Source organism: Acinetobacter corruptisaponis (assembly GCF_030053775.1).
GTDB classification, from domain to species: Bacteria; Pseudomonadota; Gammaproteobacteria; order Pseudomonadales; family Moraxellaceae; genus Acinetobacter; species Acinetobacter corruptisaponis.
Genome location: NZ_CP125669.1, coordinates 3,618,947 through 3,635,947, shown reverse-complemented (window position 1 = coordinate 3,635,947; position 17,001 = coordinate 3,618,947). Strand labels below are relative to the sequence as shown.

Annotated in this window: 13 protein-coding genes; 5 read left to right on the top strand and 8 right to left on the bottom strand. The window is 43.4% G+C overall.

The features are described 5' to 3' along the window. Positions 1-58: 58 nt before the first annotated feature. From QLH32_RS17215 to QLH32_RS17205, 3 genes are all read right to left on the bottom strand, one after another. Complete coding sequence (locus QLH32_RS17215) at positions 59-1,378, bottom strand: NCS2 family permease (RefSeq protein WP_004676959.1); 1,320 nt, start codon at positions 1,376-1,378, stop codon at positions 59-61. 330 nt (positions 1,379-1,708) lie between these two features. Then, a complete protein-coding gene (locus QLH32_RS17210) occupies positions 1,709-1,906 on the bottom strand; it encodes a hypothetical protein (protein WP_267979018.1) in 198 nt (65 codons plus the stop codon). A gap of 337 nt (positions 1,907-2,243) precedes the next feature. Then, entirely contained in the window at positions 2,244-4,436 is a 2,193-nt protein-coding gene (locus QLH32_RS17205) for a TonB-dependent receptor (RefSeq protein WP_283267250.1), read from the bottom strand. Between the two features lie 253 nt (positions 4,437-4,689). Between QLH32_RS17205 and QLH32_RS17200 the strand changes: the two genes are divergently transcribed. Next, positions 4,690-6,762: a TonB-dependent receptor plug domain-containing protein gene (locus tag QLH32_RS17200; RefSeq protein ID WP_283267249.1), complete on the top strand. Its 2,073-nt coding sequence runs from the start codon at positions 4,690-4,692 to the stop codon at positions 6,760-6,762. A 314-nt stretch (positions 6,763-7,076) separates the two neighbouring features. On the opposite strand, the gene QLH32_RS17195 is transcribed toward QLH32_RS17200, so the two are convergent. Genes QLH32_RS17195 through QLH32_RS17185 form a run of 3 tightly spaced genes read right to left on the bottom strand, consistent with a single transcriptional unit; the run spans position 7,077 to position 10,745 of the window. After that, entirely contained in the window at positions 7,077-8,543 is a 1,467-nt protein-coding gene (locus QLH32_RS17195; RefSeq protein ID WP_283267247.1) for a sulfite reductase subunit alpha, read from the bottom strand. A gap of 9 nt (positions 8,544-8,552) precedes the next feature. Next, positions 8,553-9,143 carry a PepSY-associated TM helix domain-containing protein gene (locus QLH32_RS17190; RefSeq protein ID WP_283267246.1) on the bottom strand — a complete coding sequence of 197 codons (591 nt, stop codon included), beginning with the start codon at positions 9,141-9,143 and terminating at the stop codon, positions 8,553-8,555. A gap of 36 nt (positions 9,144-9,179) precedes the next feature. After that, entirely contained in the window at positions 9,180-10,745 is a 1,566-nt protein-coding gene (locus QLH32_RS17185; RefSeq protein ID WP_283267245.1) for a DUF2271 domain-containing protein, read from the bottom strand. A gap of 321 nt (positions 10,746-11,066) precedes the next feature. Between QLH32_RS17185 and QLH32_RS17180 the strand changes: the two genes are divergently transcribed. The 3 genes from QLH32_RS17180 to QLH32_RS17170 all read left to right on the top strand — a co-directional run bounded on the left by QLH32_RS17180 (position 11,067) and on the right by QLH32_RS17170 (position 13,819). Further along, a complete protein-coding gene (locus tag QLH32_RS17180; RefSeq protein WP_283267244.1) occupies positions 11,067-11,975 on the top strand; it encodes a DUF4198 domain-containing protein in 909 nt (302 codons plus the stop codon). 125 nt (positions 11,976-12,100) lie between these two features. Continuing rightward, positions 12,101-13,099 carry an AraC family transcriptional regulator gene (locus tag QLH32_RS17175; RefSeq protein WP_283267243.1) on the top strand — a complete coding sequence of 333 codons (999 nt, stop codon included), beginning with the start codon at positions 12,101-12,103 and terminating at the stop codon, positions 13,097-13,099. 96 nt (positions 13,100-13,195) lie between these two features. Next, positions 13,196-13,819, top strand: coding sequence for a sterol desaturase family protein (locus tag QLH32_RS17170; protein ID WP_283267242.1), 624 nt, complete (start codon positions 13,196-13,198; stop codon positions 13,817-13,819). Between the two features lie 68 nt (positions 13,820-13,887). Here the strand turns inward: QLH32_RS17170 and QLH32_RS17165 are convergent, their stop codons facing one another. Both QLH32_RS17165 and mnmG read right to left on the bottom strand, forming a co-directional pair. Next, positions 13,888-14,220, bottom strand: a complete 333-nt coding sequence (locus tag QLH32_RS17165) for a DMT family transporter (protein WP_283267241.1) — start codon at positions 14,218-14,220, stop codon at positions 13,888-13,890. Positions 14,221-14,329: 109 nt separating this feature from the next. After that, positions 14,330-16,210, bottom strand: a complete 1,881-nt coding sequence (gene mnmG, locus QLH32_RS17160; RefSeq protein ID WP_283267240.1) for a tRNA uridine-5-carboxymethylaminomethyl(34) synthesis enzyme MnmG — start codon at positions 16,208-16,210, stop codon at positions 14,330-14,332. Positions 16,211-16,461: 251 nt separating this feature from the next. On the opposite strand from mnmG, the gene QLH32_RS17155 reads away from it, so the two are divergent. Beyond that, the gene (locus QLH32_RS17155) at positions 16,462-16,839 is read left to right on the top strand and encodes a hypothetical protein (RefSeq protein ID WP_267979007.1); all 378 of its coding nucleotides are present in this window, start codon (positions 16,462-16,464) and stop codon (positions 16,837-16,839) included. Positions 16,840-17,001: the final 162 nt, after the last annotated feature.

The following is a 17,001-nucleotide window of genomic DNA, read 5'->3' as shown; positions in this document are numbered from 1 at the left end:
TCTCCAAAGAAAAAAGGATGTCGCCAGCCATAACGACATCCTTTTATTGATTGATATGTTAACCGCCAAAGGCAATAAACTTAAATACCCAAAGTGCCGCAATAATCCAAACCATATAGGGAACGGTCTTTGCCTTGCCCGTGAATAATTTAACCAGCGCATAGCTGATAAAGCCCATCGCGATACCATCTGCAATTGAGTAGGTAAATGGCATAAATACGATGGTTAAAAAGGCAGGAACCGCTTCGGTAATATCTTCCCAGTCAATATGGGTGATGCCCTGAATCATCAACACGCCAATGAACAGCAATGCAGGTGCCGTCGCAAAGCCAGGTACTGACTGCGCCAAGGGTGCCAGAAATAAACAGCCAATGAACAACAAGGCAACCACAACTGCGGTTAAACCTGTACGCCCACCTGCCGCAACTCCAGAGGCAGATTCAATATAAGGTGTGGTGGATGATGTACCCAAGGCCGCACCCGCAACAATTGCGGTTGAGTCTGCGAACAAGGCCTTTTTCAAACGTGGCAATTTTCCATCCTGCAACAAACCAGCACGATGTGACACGCCCACCAGTGTCCCCGTACTGTCAAACAGGTCAACAATAAAGAAGACAAAAATCACGCCCACCATACTTGCGGTGAACAGGCCCTCAAAATCCATTTGCATAAATGTCGGTGCGATGGATGGAACCTGTCCAACAACACCCTTGAACTCGTTTAGGCCCAAGGCTGTCGCAATTCCAGTAATCACCAGAATACTGATGATGATGGCACCACGCACCTTAAACTGATGCAAAACCACAATCATCAGGAAGCCAAACAGCGCAAGCAATACCGTTGGCTGCTTGATGTCACCCAGCCCAACAAGAGTCGCAGGGTTATCCACAATAATTCCTGCATTTTTAAGCGCAATCAAGGCAAGGAATAAACCGATACCGCCCCCGATGGCAAACTTCAGCGACATGGGAATGGCATTGACAATCGCTTCACGGATTTTAAAGAAGCTAATCGCTAAAAACACAATTCCTGAAACAAAGACCGCCGCAAGTGCGGTTTGCCACGGCACCCCCATTCCCAGACAGACAGAATAGGTAAAATAGGCATTCAGACCCATCCCAGGTGCAAGTGCAATTGGATAATTCGCAACAAGCCCCATAACCAAACAGCCGATTGCGGCAGCCAGACAGGTCGCAACAAACACGGCACCATGATCCATACCCGTTTCAGACAGGATAAGCGGGTTTACAATAATGATGTAACACATGGTCAAAAATGTGGTTACACCTGCTAGAACTTCGGTTCTAAAGCTGGTTTTATTTTCGCTCAGTTTAAATAAGCGTTCCAACAAACCAGCCGAAGCATGAGGCGTTGTCATAACATGGCACCTGTAAAATCCAAGATCGTAGAATTGAAATCTATACGCTTGTGTTCAAACATTTTTTCAATGGACACAAAACGGCATATCATGCGACAAAGCAATCTATATGCCAGTTTCATACGTGTTACACAAACAATCCATATAAAATTCAATTCCGCTATCAGAACGTAAAAAGCCGCATAACAAGATGCAGCTTTTTATTTAATGGTAAATATTTTAGCAGATTCCATACAAAACTGGCGCATGGCCAGATAAAAAAGCACATGGATTCCTGAGTTCAAAAAATATCAGGCACCTTACCTGCCGCATCATCATAGAACTCCATCCTTAGTTATGGTGTTTTGAGGAGGAGATATGGGTGGAATTTACATAATTAGTATGATGCTGGATTGTATTCAAGCTATGTTCAGCATCATTCACAATTTTAGTAATTTCCTGGCGTTTCTTGTTTTGGGAATCCATATAGGCGGCATACCCTAAAACAAGGACTGAACAGACCATAACCAGTGCAAGCAATATCTTCATTATTATTATCTCTATTGTATGGTTTTCTTTAATACTAACAAAAAGGAACAAAAATGAGAACTATTTAACATTTAATAATCACAAACCAAAAACAAGTCACAATTATATGATCATTTAAATATTAATTTTGTACATTTTTCACCCACTTAGATACTAGAATATTCCATTTTTTAAATCAATGACTTTTTATATTATTCAATAAGATAGATATCAAATATTTTAAAAAATTTACCAAAAGGTTTATTTTTAAACACTTTATCAGGGCTTTAATTGATAAAAAAAGCATCTTTGCACAGGTAAAGATGCTGAACTTTTATTGGCAAAACCTACCGTTTTTTTAGAATTGATAGTTTAATCGAACTAGGAAACTACGTGGTGTCCCAGGCATGGACTCAGAACGCCAATATTCCTTATTGCCCAGGTTGTTTACAGCAACTGTCGCGCCCCAACGCTCATCCTTATAACCAATCGCAGCATCTACACGGTTAAAGCCATCCACCTGCGTCAGGTTGTTCAGATTGGTATAGTAGGCACCGACATAGGTCACACCCACTTCACCATAGAGCTTTTCAATCGGTAAATAACGAATGAATAAGTTGCCTGTATTTTTTGAGTTGTAGGCTAATTCATGACCCACATTGGCAGGTGTCTTCACATCTTTTCTTACCGTTGCGTCGGTATAGCCATAACCACCACGAATAAACAGATTATCTAGCACACGTCCAATAAAGCTGACTTCCACCCCTTTAGACTGATGCTGTCCAGCGACAGCCCATTCATCGGTCTTTTCTGGATTTGGCAGATAGCGAATATTGTTTTTACGAATGTCATATACTGAAAGCTGGGTATTTAGACGGTCATCCAACCAGTCACTTTTTACACCCACTTCATACTGCTCATTATATTGTGGCTCTGCATCAAATACCTTGAGGTCAGCGCTAGCGGATACAACACTGACACCCACCTGCCCGCCAAATGGTGCAAAACTTTTACTATAAGAGGCATAGAAACTATGCTGATCTGTCGGTTGCCAAACAATACCCACATTCGGACTAAAGGATTCGTCATTAACGGTTCTTTTACGTTTTAATGGATCAACATTCGGCAACTTGTTGGTTGTGGAAAAATCATAATGATCATAACGCATGCCCAACATCAGCTTTAGCTGATCACTTAAGCCAATCAGGTCTTGTACAAACAAGCCATAATTTGTGCCCTGATTGTAGTTGTGGGTATTAATAATCAAGTCACCTGTTCCACGAGAACTTGTACGCTGCCCTGTAAGTGGATTTACATAACCATAAATTGCTGAACCATTCTGATTTTTATTGGCAAGCAAGGGTTCCCGCTGCTCATAAGTCCAGTCCGCCCCAACAACGACATTGTGCTTTAAACGGCCTGTATCAAACTCACCCTTAATATCAAAGGTATTGCTGGTGGTTTTATTGCTGGTTTCTTGCCAGTAATACACCTGCGAAATTTCACCAACATGGCCGCTACAGCTACCCGCATTTGAAATTTTGGTGTCATCTGTCAAGCAAAGGCCACCCAAGTAAAAATGGTCAAAATTCTGCTCAGCCTGACGGTGGCTCACCGCCCAATGGAAATTCCAGTTGGGTAAAAATTGATAGTTGAGGTCAGAACGAACCACCTGTAGTACATCATTGACAAAGTCGCCATCCTGGGCAAATCCAGTTTTAATTGAGGTACCCTTTGGAAGTGTGGTAAATGATGGGCCACGGTCGGGAACACGATGCAGCTTGTCGTAGGTATATTGCATGGTCCAGCTTAGGTCATCATCATTCTTATAGGTAAAACTTGGTGAAAGCATTTCAATTTCATTTTCAATACTTGAACGGAAACTATCCGACTGACCATATTCACCTGTTAAACGTACAGCAAGGTTGTCATTTAACACCTGATTAAAATCAACGGTTGTTCCATAATTATTATAAGAACCACCATACACACCTACTGAGCTTTTTGAATCAAAGTTGGCAAACTTGCTCACCATATTGATCACACCACCACCCGCACTACGTCCATACAGCACAGAAGCTGGCCCTTTCAATATCTCAATGCGTTCAACATTGGCCGTGCTACGGCGCACCTGCCCACTTTCACGAATACCATCGCGATAGACATCACCCGTATCGGCATTAAAACCACGCAGGCTAATTCCATCCCCACGCATGTCATAGTTGGTGGATACACCTGGTGTACCCTGCAACATTACGCTTAAATCATTTGAACCATAGATTTTGTATTTTTGAACATCAATCGTGTCAATGGTCTGTGGAATGTCCTTTTTCTTTAAACCATTCCGTGTGACACTGGCCTGATCATAGTCAATATAGCTTTTAACTGGGTCAAGCTCACTCATGGCTTCAATTTTGATGGTTGGCATAACAGCGGTTTGACTATTATTTTCGTCATTTGCAACAGCATACTGGGCCTGAAGCAGCATCATGCTGAGCAAGCTAAACTTAAAAATAGGTGTATGGCTTGCACCAAGGTTTAAAGATTTCATGGAATTTCCAAAAATAACTCAGATAAAAATTTAACAAAGCTTAAAAACAACAAATCAATATAAATTTTAATAAAAATAATTCTCATTTGCATCTTTTTTTACATATTTATTCTGATTTTCTGATCAAATAAATAAAAATAATTTAAATGTAAAAATTCAGGTCTTTCCCTGCTTAATATTCGATTTTTCTACACAATTTTACATTAGTCTATATTCAAAATAATTTGATCATCAATGTTTTGGGGTAATTTCAATGAAGCATCCATTCCGCTATGGAAAGCTGACCGTACTCAGCTCGGCTTTACTCAGCCTAAGTTCTTCAGTTTTAGCAAATGATGTTGAATCCACCACAGCGCCAGCCTCATCTCCTGCTGAACAGACAGCACAAGTGCTCCCTACACTGTCATTCAAGGCATCAGCAGAACCACAAAAACCAAAAGATGATGATATTAGTGCAGTGCCTAAAACCATCATTACCCGTGATGAAATGCTCCAGTATGGCGACCAGACTGTTATGGATGCCTTGCGTCGCGCCGCTGGTTTCCAGTTACCAGGTGGCCCAGGCCCACGTGGTGGAAATGGTGCTTCTGGCATGCGTTTCCGTGGTGGTGGCGCACCGACATTCCTGATCAATGGTGAACCTGTGCAAGGTGGCCCACGTGGCGGTATGTCCATTGTTGATACCATTACCCCAGACATGATCGAACGGATTGAGGTGGTCAAGCAGCCAAGTGTCGCTCAGGCATCTGTCGCATCTTCCGCAGTCATCAATATTATTTTAAAGGAACCGCTGGATACCCGTTTAAATGGTTCAGTAAAGCTCGGCTATGGTTTACGCGACAGTGGCAAGCAGGAAGCCGAACGCAAACAGGTCAGCGTACAGGCCGATGGTCGTGACAATCAGTGGGTTTACAGCCTGTCTGCCAACCAGATGTGGAATTACACCACCTCCATTACCAAGACAGAAACAGCCACAGACACACGTGAACAGCTACGCACCACCAACCGTACCAGCCAAATGTTCTCCCCTCGTCTGCAATATGAACTGGATGACCAGCAAAAACTCATCGCTGAACTGTTTTATCGCAATAATAAAAGCACAGGGGTACGTGGCGACCAGATTCAGGATGATAAAAATGACAGTATTCGCCTGAATACACGTTATGAACGTAAGGATAAAGACCTCAGTGACAAGGTTCGCTTAACAGTTGAACATCAGACTGAAACGCAATTGACCCGCTCTCCACTCAACAGCATTTATACTGATGAAACCGTGGACGAATATGGTTTGGCCTATGATGGTGTGCGTAAGTTTGATCAAACCCGCCAGATTAAGTTTGGGGTCAGTGCAAACAAAAGTCAGTTGGACAGCAATGTCAGCCAAAGTCTGGATGAACAACGCTATGCCCTCTACAGTGAGGGAAGCTGGCGCTTTACTGACCGCCAGACTGTCACCTTGGGGGCACGTCAGGAATGGCTGGACCGTTCAGGTCTGGTGGATTATCAGGACCATCATTTAAGCCCTGTACTTGCCTACCGTTTTGACCTCACCAACCAATGGTCGATTCAAACCAATTTAAGTCAGGCATTCCGCAGTCCAAACACTGATCGACTGATTCCAAACGTAACGGTTTCCACAGACAGCGATGCGGGTTCGCTCAACAATCCTGACCGTGGGGGTAATCCAAACCTAAAACCTGAAAAGATCAAGGCATTTGAGTCAACCTTGGCATTTGATTCTGCCAGTGGTGGCGTGAACTTAACCGCCTATCACCGTGAAATCAAGAACTATATTGAACGGGTGATTGCGCTTGAGGGTAGCCGTTATGTTGAACGTCCACAAAACCAGAATGAAGCCACCACCTACGGTGTGGAATTCTCTGGCCGTTATGCACTGAAACAGACTGAAGCTGGACATGCCTTTATGCTCAATGGGCAGGTCTCAACTGTACGGGCAACCATTGAAGATGCCCAACACAATGACCGTCTGGTTAGTGATGTTGCACCTTATACCGCGAGTTCAGGCATTTCATACAGCTACAAGCCTTGGCAGCTCTCCACCAGTATCAATGTCAATTACACACCTGAATTTACCCGTGCCCTGGATGGTCAGCCTTATAACCGTACCACCAACCAGCGTTTCAATGTTGACATTGCAGCAACCAAACGCTTTCCCAAAAACTGGTCAGCAAGCCTAAACCTGAACAACATTTTAAGCACTGACTATAAAGAGCGTTTAACCAACCAGTCTGATGGCAGCCTTTATCAGGCCCGTAATAACGAAGCTATTCCGAGTTTCCAGTTTACGCTTGAAAAGAAATTTTAATACTAATCTCTAATTTTAGACATTTAATTAAAATCAACAGTGGCTATCGTGGTAGGCGGCATGGATGCCGCCTGTTGGACTGCGGTAGCAAGGACGTACCGTCAGTCCAACAAATGGTTTTGCCTACTTTGTCCGAAAACAAAGTAGGAAATCGCCTATACAAAAAGCCTTGGCTGACTTTAAACTTATGAGGCTGTGCCATATTGATTGATCTATATATAGTTTTTAACTTAGTTAAAAGAATTCTATAATTCAAACACCTAAGTAAAAGACCATTAAGCTCAACCCTACCCGCTTCTTTCTTGGTCAATTTTTTAATAAACATCCCGTTGATAACGCTGCTCATGCTTCAACTGTTCAACCAGCTCATCACCTAGAATTTCTTTTAGAACCCGATCCACGCCACCAGCCATACCATTCAAGCTACCGCAAACATAAACTGCCGCACCTTGTTCGATCCATTGTTTTAAACGTGTAGACTGCTGTTTTAGAATATCCTGCACATAGATTTTTTCAGCTTGATCACGTGAGAATGCATAGTCAACATGCTGTAAAAAGCCATGCTGTTGCCAATACTGAATTTCCGCATGATATAAATGGTCAAACTGCTGCTGTCTTTCCCCAAAAATCAGCCAGTTTTGCCCATAGCCCCACTGTTCCCGTTGCTTTAAATGCGCAACCAGACCTGCAATCCCTGTCCCATTACCAATTAAAATTAAAGGCTGTGGACAATGTTGTAGATGGAAACTTGGGTTATTGCGCATATAAGCCTGAATAGGCTGGTTGTGCTGCAAACCTATCGTCAACCAGCCAGAACCCAGTCCAAGACCTGTTTCCGTCTGTTGCTGTCTCACCACCAGTTCAATCAAGCCATTTTCAGGCAAGCTGGCAATTGAATACTCACGCTTGGGTAATCGATCAAAATGTTCCAGCCATGCGGCAAATGAATAGTGCTCACGATTTGGCAATATTCTTAAATTCAGCGTTTTTAATGCATCTATATCATTAAAATCATCCTGCTGATGCGTAACCAGAAACTGTTGAATCTCAGTGATGTTGTTTTCACACTGAATTTCCAGAATATCACCTGATGACCAAACCAGTTCCTGCTCAGCAACCAACTGAATCTTGTAAATCAATTCGCCAGCACTGCCCACATTTAAACATTGACGATGGGCAAACTTGAGTTCAATATTTTCCCGCTCATTGTCCAGTGCTCTCAGCTTGGTTGCCGTCAACTGTTCTAACCCTGTTAGCCATTGTTCCAGATCACGGCTATTGAGTTGATCCACCAGAACTGTGGAAAATAAAGGCTGGGCTTGTTGCTGTAACAACCACTTTTCAATAGTTTGCCCAAACTGGCAGAAGTTTGTATAGCGTTTATCACCCAATGCCAAGATCGCAAAAGACAAATGTGATAAATCTACAGGCTGTGACAATATTTTATGCACAAAATGCTGGGCATCATCAGGTGCATCACCCTCGCCATAGGTACTGACCACCCACAAAATCCGTTGATACTGGGTCAAGTCAGTGGCTGTCAATTTTTGAATGTTCTTGAGCGTGACGTGCTGATGAATAAGCTGTAATTGCTCAGTGGTATGCTTTGCCCACGATTCAGCATGACCTGACTGGCTGGCATAAACCACTAAATAAGCATGATCAGTCTGAACCAACGATTTCTTACCATGCTGCTGCCATAGCAACCACACGATGATAAAAATATGCAGACTCAATAATATTGCGAGTATCACAATAATTGTCATGACAGCTTGAGTCATTGTTTCACCTTAGATGGCAGACCAAATGAGCAGAATGATTGCGAATAAACTGCATGCGGTTAACAGTAAATGTGTGACCAAACGCGTTTTGATGGTCAGGAAAAGGATATAACCTGCCAACGACAACAGGATGATGATGATGGCACTGACATCAATCAACCAGCTCCAGGCTCTACCCACATTTTTGCCACGGTGCAGGTCATTGAGCAGGGATACTGTGGTTGCAGGTTTTTGGGTGATCTCAACCTCACCTGTATCGAGCAACGCCCACACATCGGTTGAGCCTGCTGGACTTTCCAGACGAATCATCACCTCGCCATCCAGTACCTCACTACTCTTATAGCGACCAACCAGTGAATGTTTTTCACGAACATAGTCAAGGATACTTTGACTTGGGTTTTCCTGCTGTTGAACTGTCTCAACAAAACTTTCAGGCAAGCTAAGCTTGACTGTCTGTTCCTGATTGGAGGCACTAAACCACTCAGGATGGTTCAGCAGCAACCCCGTGGCGGCAAAAAAAAGCAGGACAATAAAGGCAAAGGCAGAAAGCCAGCCATGCACATAACGTGCATGGCGGTAAAAATCACGGCGTTGATACAAGAGACAAGCCTCTCATGGATTCAGGAAGAAATTAAATTAAGCACCACGTTGGAAGTTCAATTTAACAATACCAATTTCTGCCTGTGCAGGAAGCGTTTGGGTGGCGGCTTTTGGTGCAACATCCAATTCAATGGTTTGATAAGAGTGATCACCATGCTCACGTGAGGTTTCGATATGGATCAGATATTTACCCGCATTCACTGCCTTGCCCTCTTCATCCTTGCCATCCCAGGCCAATTTATATTGACCAGGTTGACGTGATGGCTTCGCCACTGCATCCAGATTTGGCATTTGACGGCCATAACGGCGCCACCAGACATAGTTGGAGTTGATCCATTTTTCATCCTTACCCCAAACCGCAATGGTACGGACCAGTTTCTTATTGGCATCTGTCACCCATACCGATACATACGGCGCACGATAGTTGTCTACCGCAATTTTTGGAATATTGACTTCAATCTGTGCCTGATAGCCTTTTGGCCATGCGGTTGCCGCTCCACCTGCCGCAACATGGCGCATGATGGCTGGCTGATTGGCATCTAACAGTGTTGACCAGCCAGAGCTTTGATACTGTGTTCCATCAGTGCTGACCAGTTGCGCCTCATATCCCACCAGTTGTTCAATCAACTGAATCCCCTCATGCGCAGGCATTGCAGTTAAAGCGGTTGCCAAGGCATCGGCATCGGCGGCGCATTGCCCCACAACCACACACTGTTCCACTGTTTGCACAGGCTTACCTGTATGTGGGTTAAGTAGATGAGATTGTCCCGCAAGATCACGATAACCCTGACCACTGAACGCCACAGCCTGATCCTTAACATTGAGGACCTGTGCTGGTGCCGCATTATCAAAACGTTCATTTGGGTTCTGGATACCAATTTTCCAGCCTGCCTGTTGTGGAGACTGTCCCCAAACACGCATATCACCACCAATATCAATCAGGACACCCTGCAAATGCGGAACAGCCTGCTGTGCCGCAACCAAGGCACGGTCAATCACATAGCCTTTTGCATAGGCATCTGGAGCAACCTTAATGGCTGGAGCCAGCGTAATTTGTTTGGTCTGTGGATTTAACTCAATACTTTGTGTTTTTAGCTGTTGTAGCAATGCTTCCTGAGTCTGATCATCCAGCTTTTGAACATGATTGCTGTTTTCCCACAGGCTGATCAGTTGACCTAAACGCGCGTCAAAGCCACCACAGGTTGCACTGCGCCATTGCTCACAGGCTGCAATCACATCATACAGCTCTGATGAAGCCGAAATTTTTTGTTCACGGTTCAGTTGGCTAATTTCACTGTCATCACGCCAAACCGATAAAATCTGGTCAAGTCGGGCAATTTCGGTCTGGATTGCCTGTAAGGCCTTTTCTGCATCTTTCTGGTTTGCTGTGGTCACCACAACATCTAAAGAGGTTCCTAAAACATGGTCCTGATGAAAACGATAGCTTGGTAACTGAACAGGTGCTTCCAGCTTATTTATAGTTGAGGTTGTTTCATTTGCTTGAACTGCCGTGATTGGCGAGATAAATACAGCCAAGGCTGCCATCAACGGTGATAAACGGAAGATTATCTGAACTGGGCGAAAAAGTTGAGTTGATGACATACGCAGGGTTCCATTCTCTAGGATTTGCCTAAATCAACGTACTGGAAAGATTTATGGCAAATGACTAACTTTATCTGAATTCCTGTTCAGGTTCACTATTTAAGGCTATGCAAAGAAATAATGGTGATTTTTAAGTAAAATCAATAATTTCTTCATAGTTTTAAATAATAATAAACAGGCGAAATATTTTTAAGTCAGAATGCCTGAGCAGGCGGCACAATGACTAAAAATTTATCGAAATAATATTGCAACTGATACTCGTTATCAAGTAAATTGTAGCAATTCTTTTGCATTTTGTTTAATTATTTAGGAAATCTTTATATGCGCCATTTGCTTAGCCTCGCCTTGCTTTCTGCCCTGCCGACCCTTGGCTTTGCCCATACCGCCAGCCCTTTTGTATTACCAGAAGTATTTGACAGCAAATCTGACAATGTAAGTTTCCAAAGTGGCATTACCGTAGAAAAATTTTTCGTTGCAAGCCGTAACTTTAAAACGACTTATCAAATCACAGCCCCTGATGGCAAGACTGAAACAGTCAACCCAGCGGCAGAGTTAAAAAAATTCAACATTGGTGAGTTTAATTTGGCGAATGAAGGGACTTACCGTATTCGTACTCAGGATGCGGCTGGTATGCCAAGCAAATATGCGTTGATTGATGGTCGCTGGTTACGTGTCCGTGCACCTCGTCCTGCAAATGCAAATCCAATGCCGCCACAAGCTGCCAACGCAGAGAAACGGGACAATCCAGAACAAAAGGCACCTCAGCAGGCGCCAGCAAATCAGCCACCACGCTTCATTGCTGAAGACCAGATTCCAGCCAATGCGAAAACGGCACAGACTATCAATACCTATATTGCTGAAAGTTTTGTGACCAAAGGCAAGCCAAGCCCTGTTCCAGCAGTGACCAATAAAGGTTTTGAGTTCAAGTTCCTGACCCATCCAAATGAGCTTTATTCTGGTGAATCATTAAAAGCCCAGGTTCTGCTCGATGGCAAACCAGTTCCAAACCTGGAAGTTGATGTATTTAAAGGTGCAAGCAGCTACCAGCCAAATGTAAAACGTGAACAGCCGCATGTAAAAACCAATGCCAAAGGTGAAGTTGAAGTTAAATTCAATGAAGCAGGTATCTATTTAATCACAACAGCTTATCCAGAAGCTGGCAATGACAATACCAAGCCACCTGTTGCTCAAAGCTATACCTACAGCGTTACCGTTGAAGTGACGGAGTAAGCCATTCAGGCACTTACATTTACATTTTTTGTAAGTGCCTTTGATTCCTTTATTCCAATTACAATCAGTTCCTATCATAAAAATAACATAGTATATTGTTTTAAAATCCATATTTATCCCGTTTTATGAGCTCAGAAAACACCAGTGATGCAGGCGTCTTTTTATGGATGGTGTACCAGACCATGCAAAAAATGAATCTTGATGCTGCCGCAATCTTTGCCAGTGTGCACTTACCCGACCAGCCACCAGACAAATTTGTTCGCCGTGATAATTCAACCCAGCAACGTTTTTGGTTGGCTGCTGAAGAAATTAGTCGGGATCAGGATATTGGCCTGCATGTCGGTGCAAATGTACCCCCATTTCGTGGTCAGGTGATTGAATATCTATTTCTCAGTAGCCCAACCTTTGGTGAGGGCCTGCAAAGGACAATGCGCTATCAAGCCCTACTCACCAACGCCATGTCTTTTACACTGAAACTTGATGGGAACACTGTTTCAATTTCTGGACTAAATCATTCTGTTCGGCATTATCTGGAATGTGCGATTGGCATCTTGCTAAATTTTTTTAAATATATCAGTGAAAACAATTTTGCTCCCACAGAAATCTGGCTGCCGTATCAGCATGGTGCAGAGCTGGAAGAATATAAAAAGATATGGGGATGTGATGTCAGGCTGGGACAAACGGATGGTTGTATTTGTTTTCATTCAACACTGCTATCTTACCCATCTCCTGCCCATGAGCCTGAATTGCTCAAAATCCATGAATCGCTTGCCGAAACACAACTTGAGCTGCTTAATAAACACCAGCTCATCCATGACATTGAAAAGATTCTGGCCAGTGGAATACTTGAGTCAGGTGAGTTCGACCAGAATATTGTGGCTAAACGTTTAAACCGTAGCGCACGCAGTTTAAGGGCCGATTTACAACTACTGAACACAACCTATGAAAAAGTGATTGCACATTATCGGGAACGCCTTGCCCGACGATTACTTTCACATACACAGGAATCGATTGACCAGATTGTCTATTTAACAGGCTTTTCAGAACCCTCCGCATTTTCCAGGGCATTCAAACGCTGGACTGGAGAAACACCAAGCGCCTATCGACAAAGAAAACAGGCTTGACTTGATTTTATAGGCAGGAAAAAACCTGCAATTCAGTCAAACAATTTCAGCCTATTGTTTTTAGACTCTAATTCATGTTTTAAGAGGTAATCTAGCATGATCGGTTTTCCAGCAGGTATTTTTGTTGCAAATGGCATGGAGTGGTATTTTCACAAGGTTTGGCTACATGAATTTCCAAGCAAGAATAGAAACAGCCCATTCTTTACCCATATCGCCCATCATAAACGTGCCCGTTTAAATGGCTTTCATGATGAGGGTTATGCTGAATCCATGTTTAAAAACGCTGAGATTTATAATGAGAAAACGGCTTTGATTGGCTTAACGGCAGCAGCCACCATTTTTCTTCCAGTTGCGCCTTTCTTTACTGCGGGTTTGTATTACGGCATCTGGAACTACTGGAAAGTTCATGCAAAGTCACACCTGGATCCCGAATACGCAAAGAAACGTATCCCCTGGCATTATGACCATCACATGACCAGCAACCAGAATGCTAATTGGTGTGTAACGAAACCCTGGTTTGACTACATTATGGGAACACGGGTAATGACCGATGTATCCGTGACAGAAACCAATCCTTTGGCAATAAAAATACCAAAATGGTTAGAAAAAAGAGTTAATCGAGCTGCACGCCGTTTATTACCCAAAGCCTATGCGAAGATTGATGCAAACACCCAGCTTGATCAGTTGAATCTACGTCAGGGAATTGAGGTGGCGTTATAAATTAAGATGTATTCGCTTGTATCATATCTTCTAAAACTAGGCTGGCACTTGGACTCGGTTTTAGAAGATTAGTGGGAACTTGTTTTCGACAACAAATTCAGGACAAGAACACCGCTCATAATCAATGCAATGCCAACAATTCCCCAGATATCCAGCTTCTGGCCAAATACAATCCACGCTATTGTCGTCACCAGAACAATACCTACCCCTGACCAAATGGCATAGGCAATCCCAACAGGAATAGTTTTCAGCGTAAGTGACAAACAATAAAATGCAATGATATAGCCCAGCACCACAATGATTGAGGCAATTGGTTTGGTAAAACCCTCACTACTTTTTAAAGCTGAGGTTGCAATGACTTCCGCTATAATTGCAACAAATAAAAATATCAAGTTTTTCATCTAAATATACCTAAGCCACATACTAAAGATTTAAATAAGCCAATAAAAAAACACCCTTTTCATTAAAGGGTGTTTTCAATATTGATCTTATATCGCTTATAGTCAGAAATTATGCTGACTTTTTCGCCATATTGTTTTTACGGATTGTAATCATCACCAACTGAACCGCGGCAGGTGTTACGCCAGGAATACGACTGGCCTGTGCCAACGTTTCTGGACGTACGGTTTTCAACTTCTGTGTAATTTCACGGGACAGACCTGAAACACCATCATATTCAAAATCATCAGGAATCCTGGTTTCCTCAAGACGCTTCATTTGTGCAACATCATCATGCTGACGGTTAATATAACCCTCATACTTCACCGCAATCTCGATTTGCTCACCCACCTGCTCAGACACTTCCGAACCCGTCAATTCAGCAATTTGACTGAAATTGATATTTGGACGTTTCAGCAAATCAATCGCACTACATTCCTTGCTCAGGTCAGCACCCGTCATTTCAACAAATTTTTTGCCCATTGGATTGTTTGGTGCAGCCCATAAATGCTGCAAACGGGAAGTTTCACGCTCAACCGCTTCCATTTTCTCGCTATAGGCAGCCCAACGCTCATCATCCACCAAGCCAAGTTCACGGCCAATTGGGGTTAAACGCTGATCGGCATTATCTTCACGCAACATCAAACGATATTCTGCACGAGAGGTAAACATACGATACGGTTCTTTGGTTCCCAACGTAATCAGGTCATCCACCAACACGCCCATATAGGCTTGATCACGTTTTGGTGTCCATTCTTCCTGCTCCCATGCACGGCGGGCAGCGTTCAGTCCAGCAAGCAAACCTTGGGCACCCGCTTCCTCATATCCTGTCGTACCATTAATCTGACCCGCAAAATACAGGTTTTGAATAGCTTTAGTTTCAAGCGTGAACTTCAATGCCTGTGGATTGAAATAGTCATATTCAATCGCATAGCCAGGACGCAAAATGTGCGCATTTTCCATACCACGAATTGAACGAACCAAGTTGAACTGAACATCAAACGGCAATGAAGTCGAAATACCATTTGGATAAAGCTCATGGGTATCCAGCCCCTCAGGCTCAAGAAATACCTGATGTGAGTCTTTATCAGCAAAACGATGAATTTTATCTTCAATTGATGGGCAATAACGTGGGCCAACACCCTCAATTACACCTGTATACATCGGTGAACGATCCAGACCACCACGAATAATATCATGGGTTTTTTCACTGGTATGCGTGATATAGCAATTCACCTGTTCAGGGTGCATCGACACATCCCCCATAAATGACATCACTGGCGATGGGAAATCACCTGGTTGAGGCGTCATTACTGAGAAATCAACGCTACGAGCATCAATACGGGGCGGTGTCCCTGTTTTTAGGCGACCCACTGGAAGTTTAAGTTCACGTAGGCGATGTGCTAAGGCAATCGATGGAGGATCGCCCGCACGGCCACCACTTGAGTTTTGCAAACCAATATGGATTACGCCACCAAGGAATGTTCCTGTTGTAAGCACCACCGTTTTGGTGTCAAAACGGATACCCATCTGTGTCACGACACCTTTTACGGTATCTCCCTCAACAATCAGGTCATCCGCCGCTTGCTGGAAAATATCAAGGTTTGCCTGATTTTCCAGCGTATAACGAATTGCAGCCTTATAACGGACACGGTCAGCCTGTGCACGTGTTGCACGTACAGCCGCACCCTTGCGCGAATTCAGAATACGGAACTGAATACCACCTTTATCCGCCGCAAGCGCCATTGCACCACCAAGCGCATCAATCTCACGAACAAGATGTGATTTACCAATACCACCAATCGCTGGGTTACAGCTCATCTGCCCCAAAGTTTCAATATTATGCGTCAACAATAAGGTTTGTCGTCCCATACGCGCAGCAGCCAGTGCCGCTTCCGTACCAGCGTGACCGCCACCAATCACGATAACGTCGTAAACTTTAGGATAGTGCATAGTGGTAAATGTGTATTCAAAAAATGACAGAGTATTATACAGGACTTTTCTAGTAAGTTGACAAAAACTGTCGATATTCTTGCCGCTCGCAAGAATTTGATATCGCTGTTAAATACACAAAAAGAAACGTTATGTTGCATTTTCATCGCACTTTTAACACATCGCCCCATAATTATTAACTTGATCACCACTGTTTTATTTGATGAATTTCTTATTCTAAAACATGCATAACAAATACTTAGGACAATGATATGAACACGAAGCTTATACTTTCATCACTGATTTGTGGTCTGTGTTTTACCGTTGCAGCTCAGGCGAATGCCAAAACCACTCAAGACCCACAAACACAGAAGTATCAACAGGTATGTAAAGGTAAAAAACAGGGCGATGCCGTTTCATTTGCCTATAAGGGTGTTGTTTTCAACGGTGTTTGTGAAAATGATGATGCTGGCAAACTAGCTTTCCAGCCACCTGCTCCACCAGCGGGTACAACGCCTGAAACCCAGAGCCGCATGTCGCAAACCCAGTCTGAGCCACGTCCTGTCAGTGCCCCTATGCCTGTAGATGTTCCTCCAATGCAACCAGCGCCGCCTGTTTCAGATTCAGATGTTGAACAGACTGCCCCTTAATTTAAAGCACTAGACTAAAGGATACCCATTTCGGGTATCCTTTAATTAGCTAAAAATATAAAAAACACAATAAAATAGGTAGAATTGGCCACGACATATTTCATCTTAAAATTGTAATCTGTTTATTTTATAATCCCTTTAACGGGTTTGAATCCATTACAA

Bases quoted from the DNA above. Each gene is read 5' to 3' on its own strand.
- QLH32_RS17215 (WP_004676959.1), bottom strand. From the start codon at position 1,378: ATGACAACGCCTCATGCTTCGGCTGGTTTGTTGGAACGCTTATTTAAA.
- QLH32_RS17210 (WP_267979018.1), bottom strand. From the start codon at position 1,906: ATGAAGATATTGCTTGCACTGGTTATGGTCTGTTCAGTCCTTGTTTTA.
- QLH32_RS17205 (WP_283267250.1), bottom strand. From the start codon at position 4,436: ATGAAATCTTTAAACCTTGGTGCAAGCCATACACCTATTTTTAAGTTT.
- QLH32_RS17200 (WP_283267249.1), top strand. From the start codon at position 4,690: ATGAAGCATCCATTCCGCTATGGAAAGCTGACCGTACTCAGCTCGGCT.
- QLH32_RS17195 (WP_283267247.1), bottom strand. From the start codon at position 8,543: ATGACTCAAGCTGTCATGACAATTATTGTGATACTCGCAATATTATTG.
- QLH32_RS17185 (WP_283267245.1), bottom strand. From the start codon at position 10,745: ATGTCATCAACTCAACTTTTTCGCCCAGTTCAGATAATCTTCCGTTTA.
- QLH32_RS17180 (WP_283267244.1), top strand. From the start codon at position 11,067: ATGCGCCATTTGCTTAGCCTCGCCTTGCTTTCTGCCCTGCCGACCCTT.
- QLH32_RS17175 (WP_283267243.1), top strand. From the start codon at position 12,101: ATGAGCTCAGAAAACACCAGTGATGCAGGCGTCTTTTTATGGATGGTG.
- QLH32_RS17170 (WP_283267242.1), top strand. From the start codon at position 13,196: ATGATCGGTTTTCCAGCAGGTATTTTTGTTGCAAATGGCATGGAGTGG.
- QLH32_RS17165 (WP_283267241.1), bottom strand. From the start codon at position 14,220: ATGAAAAACTTGATATTTTTATTTGTTGCAATTATAGCGGAAGTCATT.
- mnmG (WP_283267240.1), bottom strand. From the start codon at position 16,210: ATGCACTATCCTAAAGTTTACGACGTTATCGTGATTGGTGGCGGTCAC.
- QLH32_RS17155 (WP_267979007.1), top strand. From the start codon at position 16,462: ATGAACACGAAGCTTATACTTTCATCACTGATTTGTGGTCTGTGTTTT.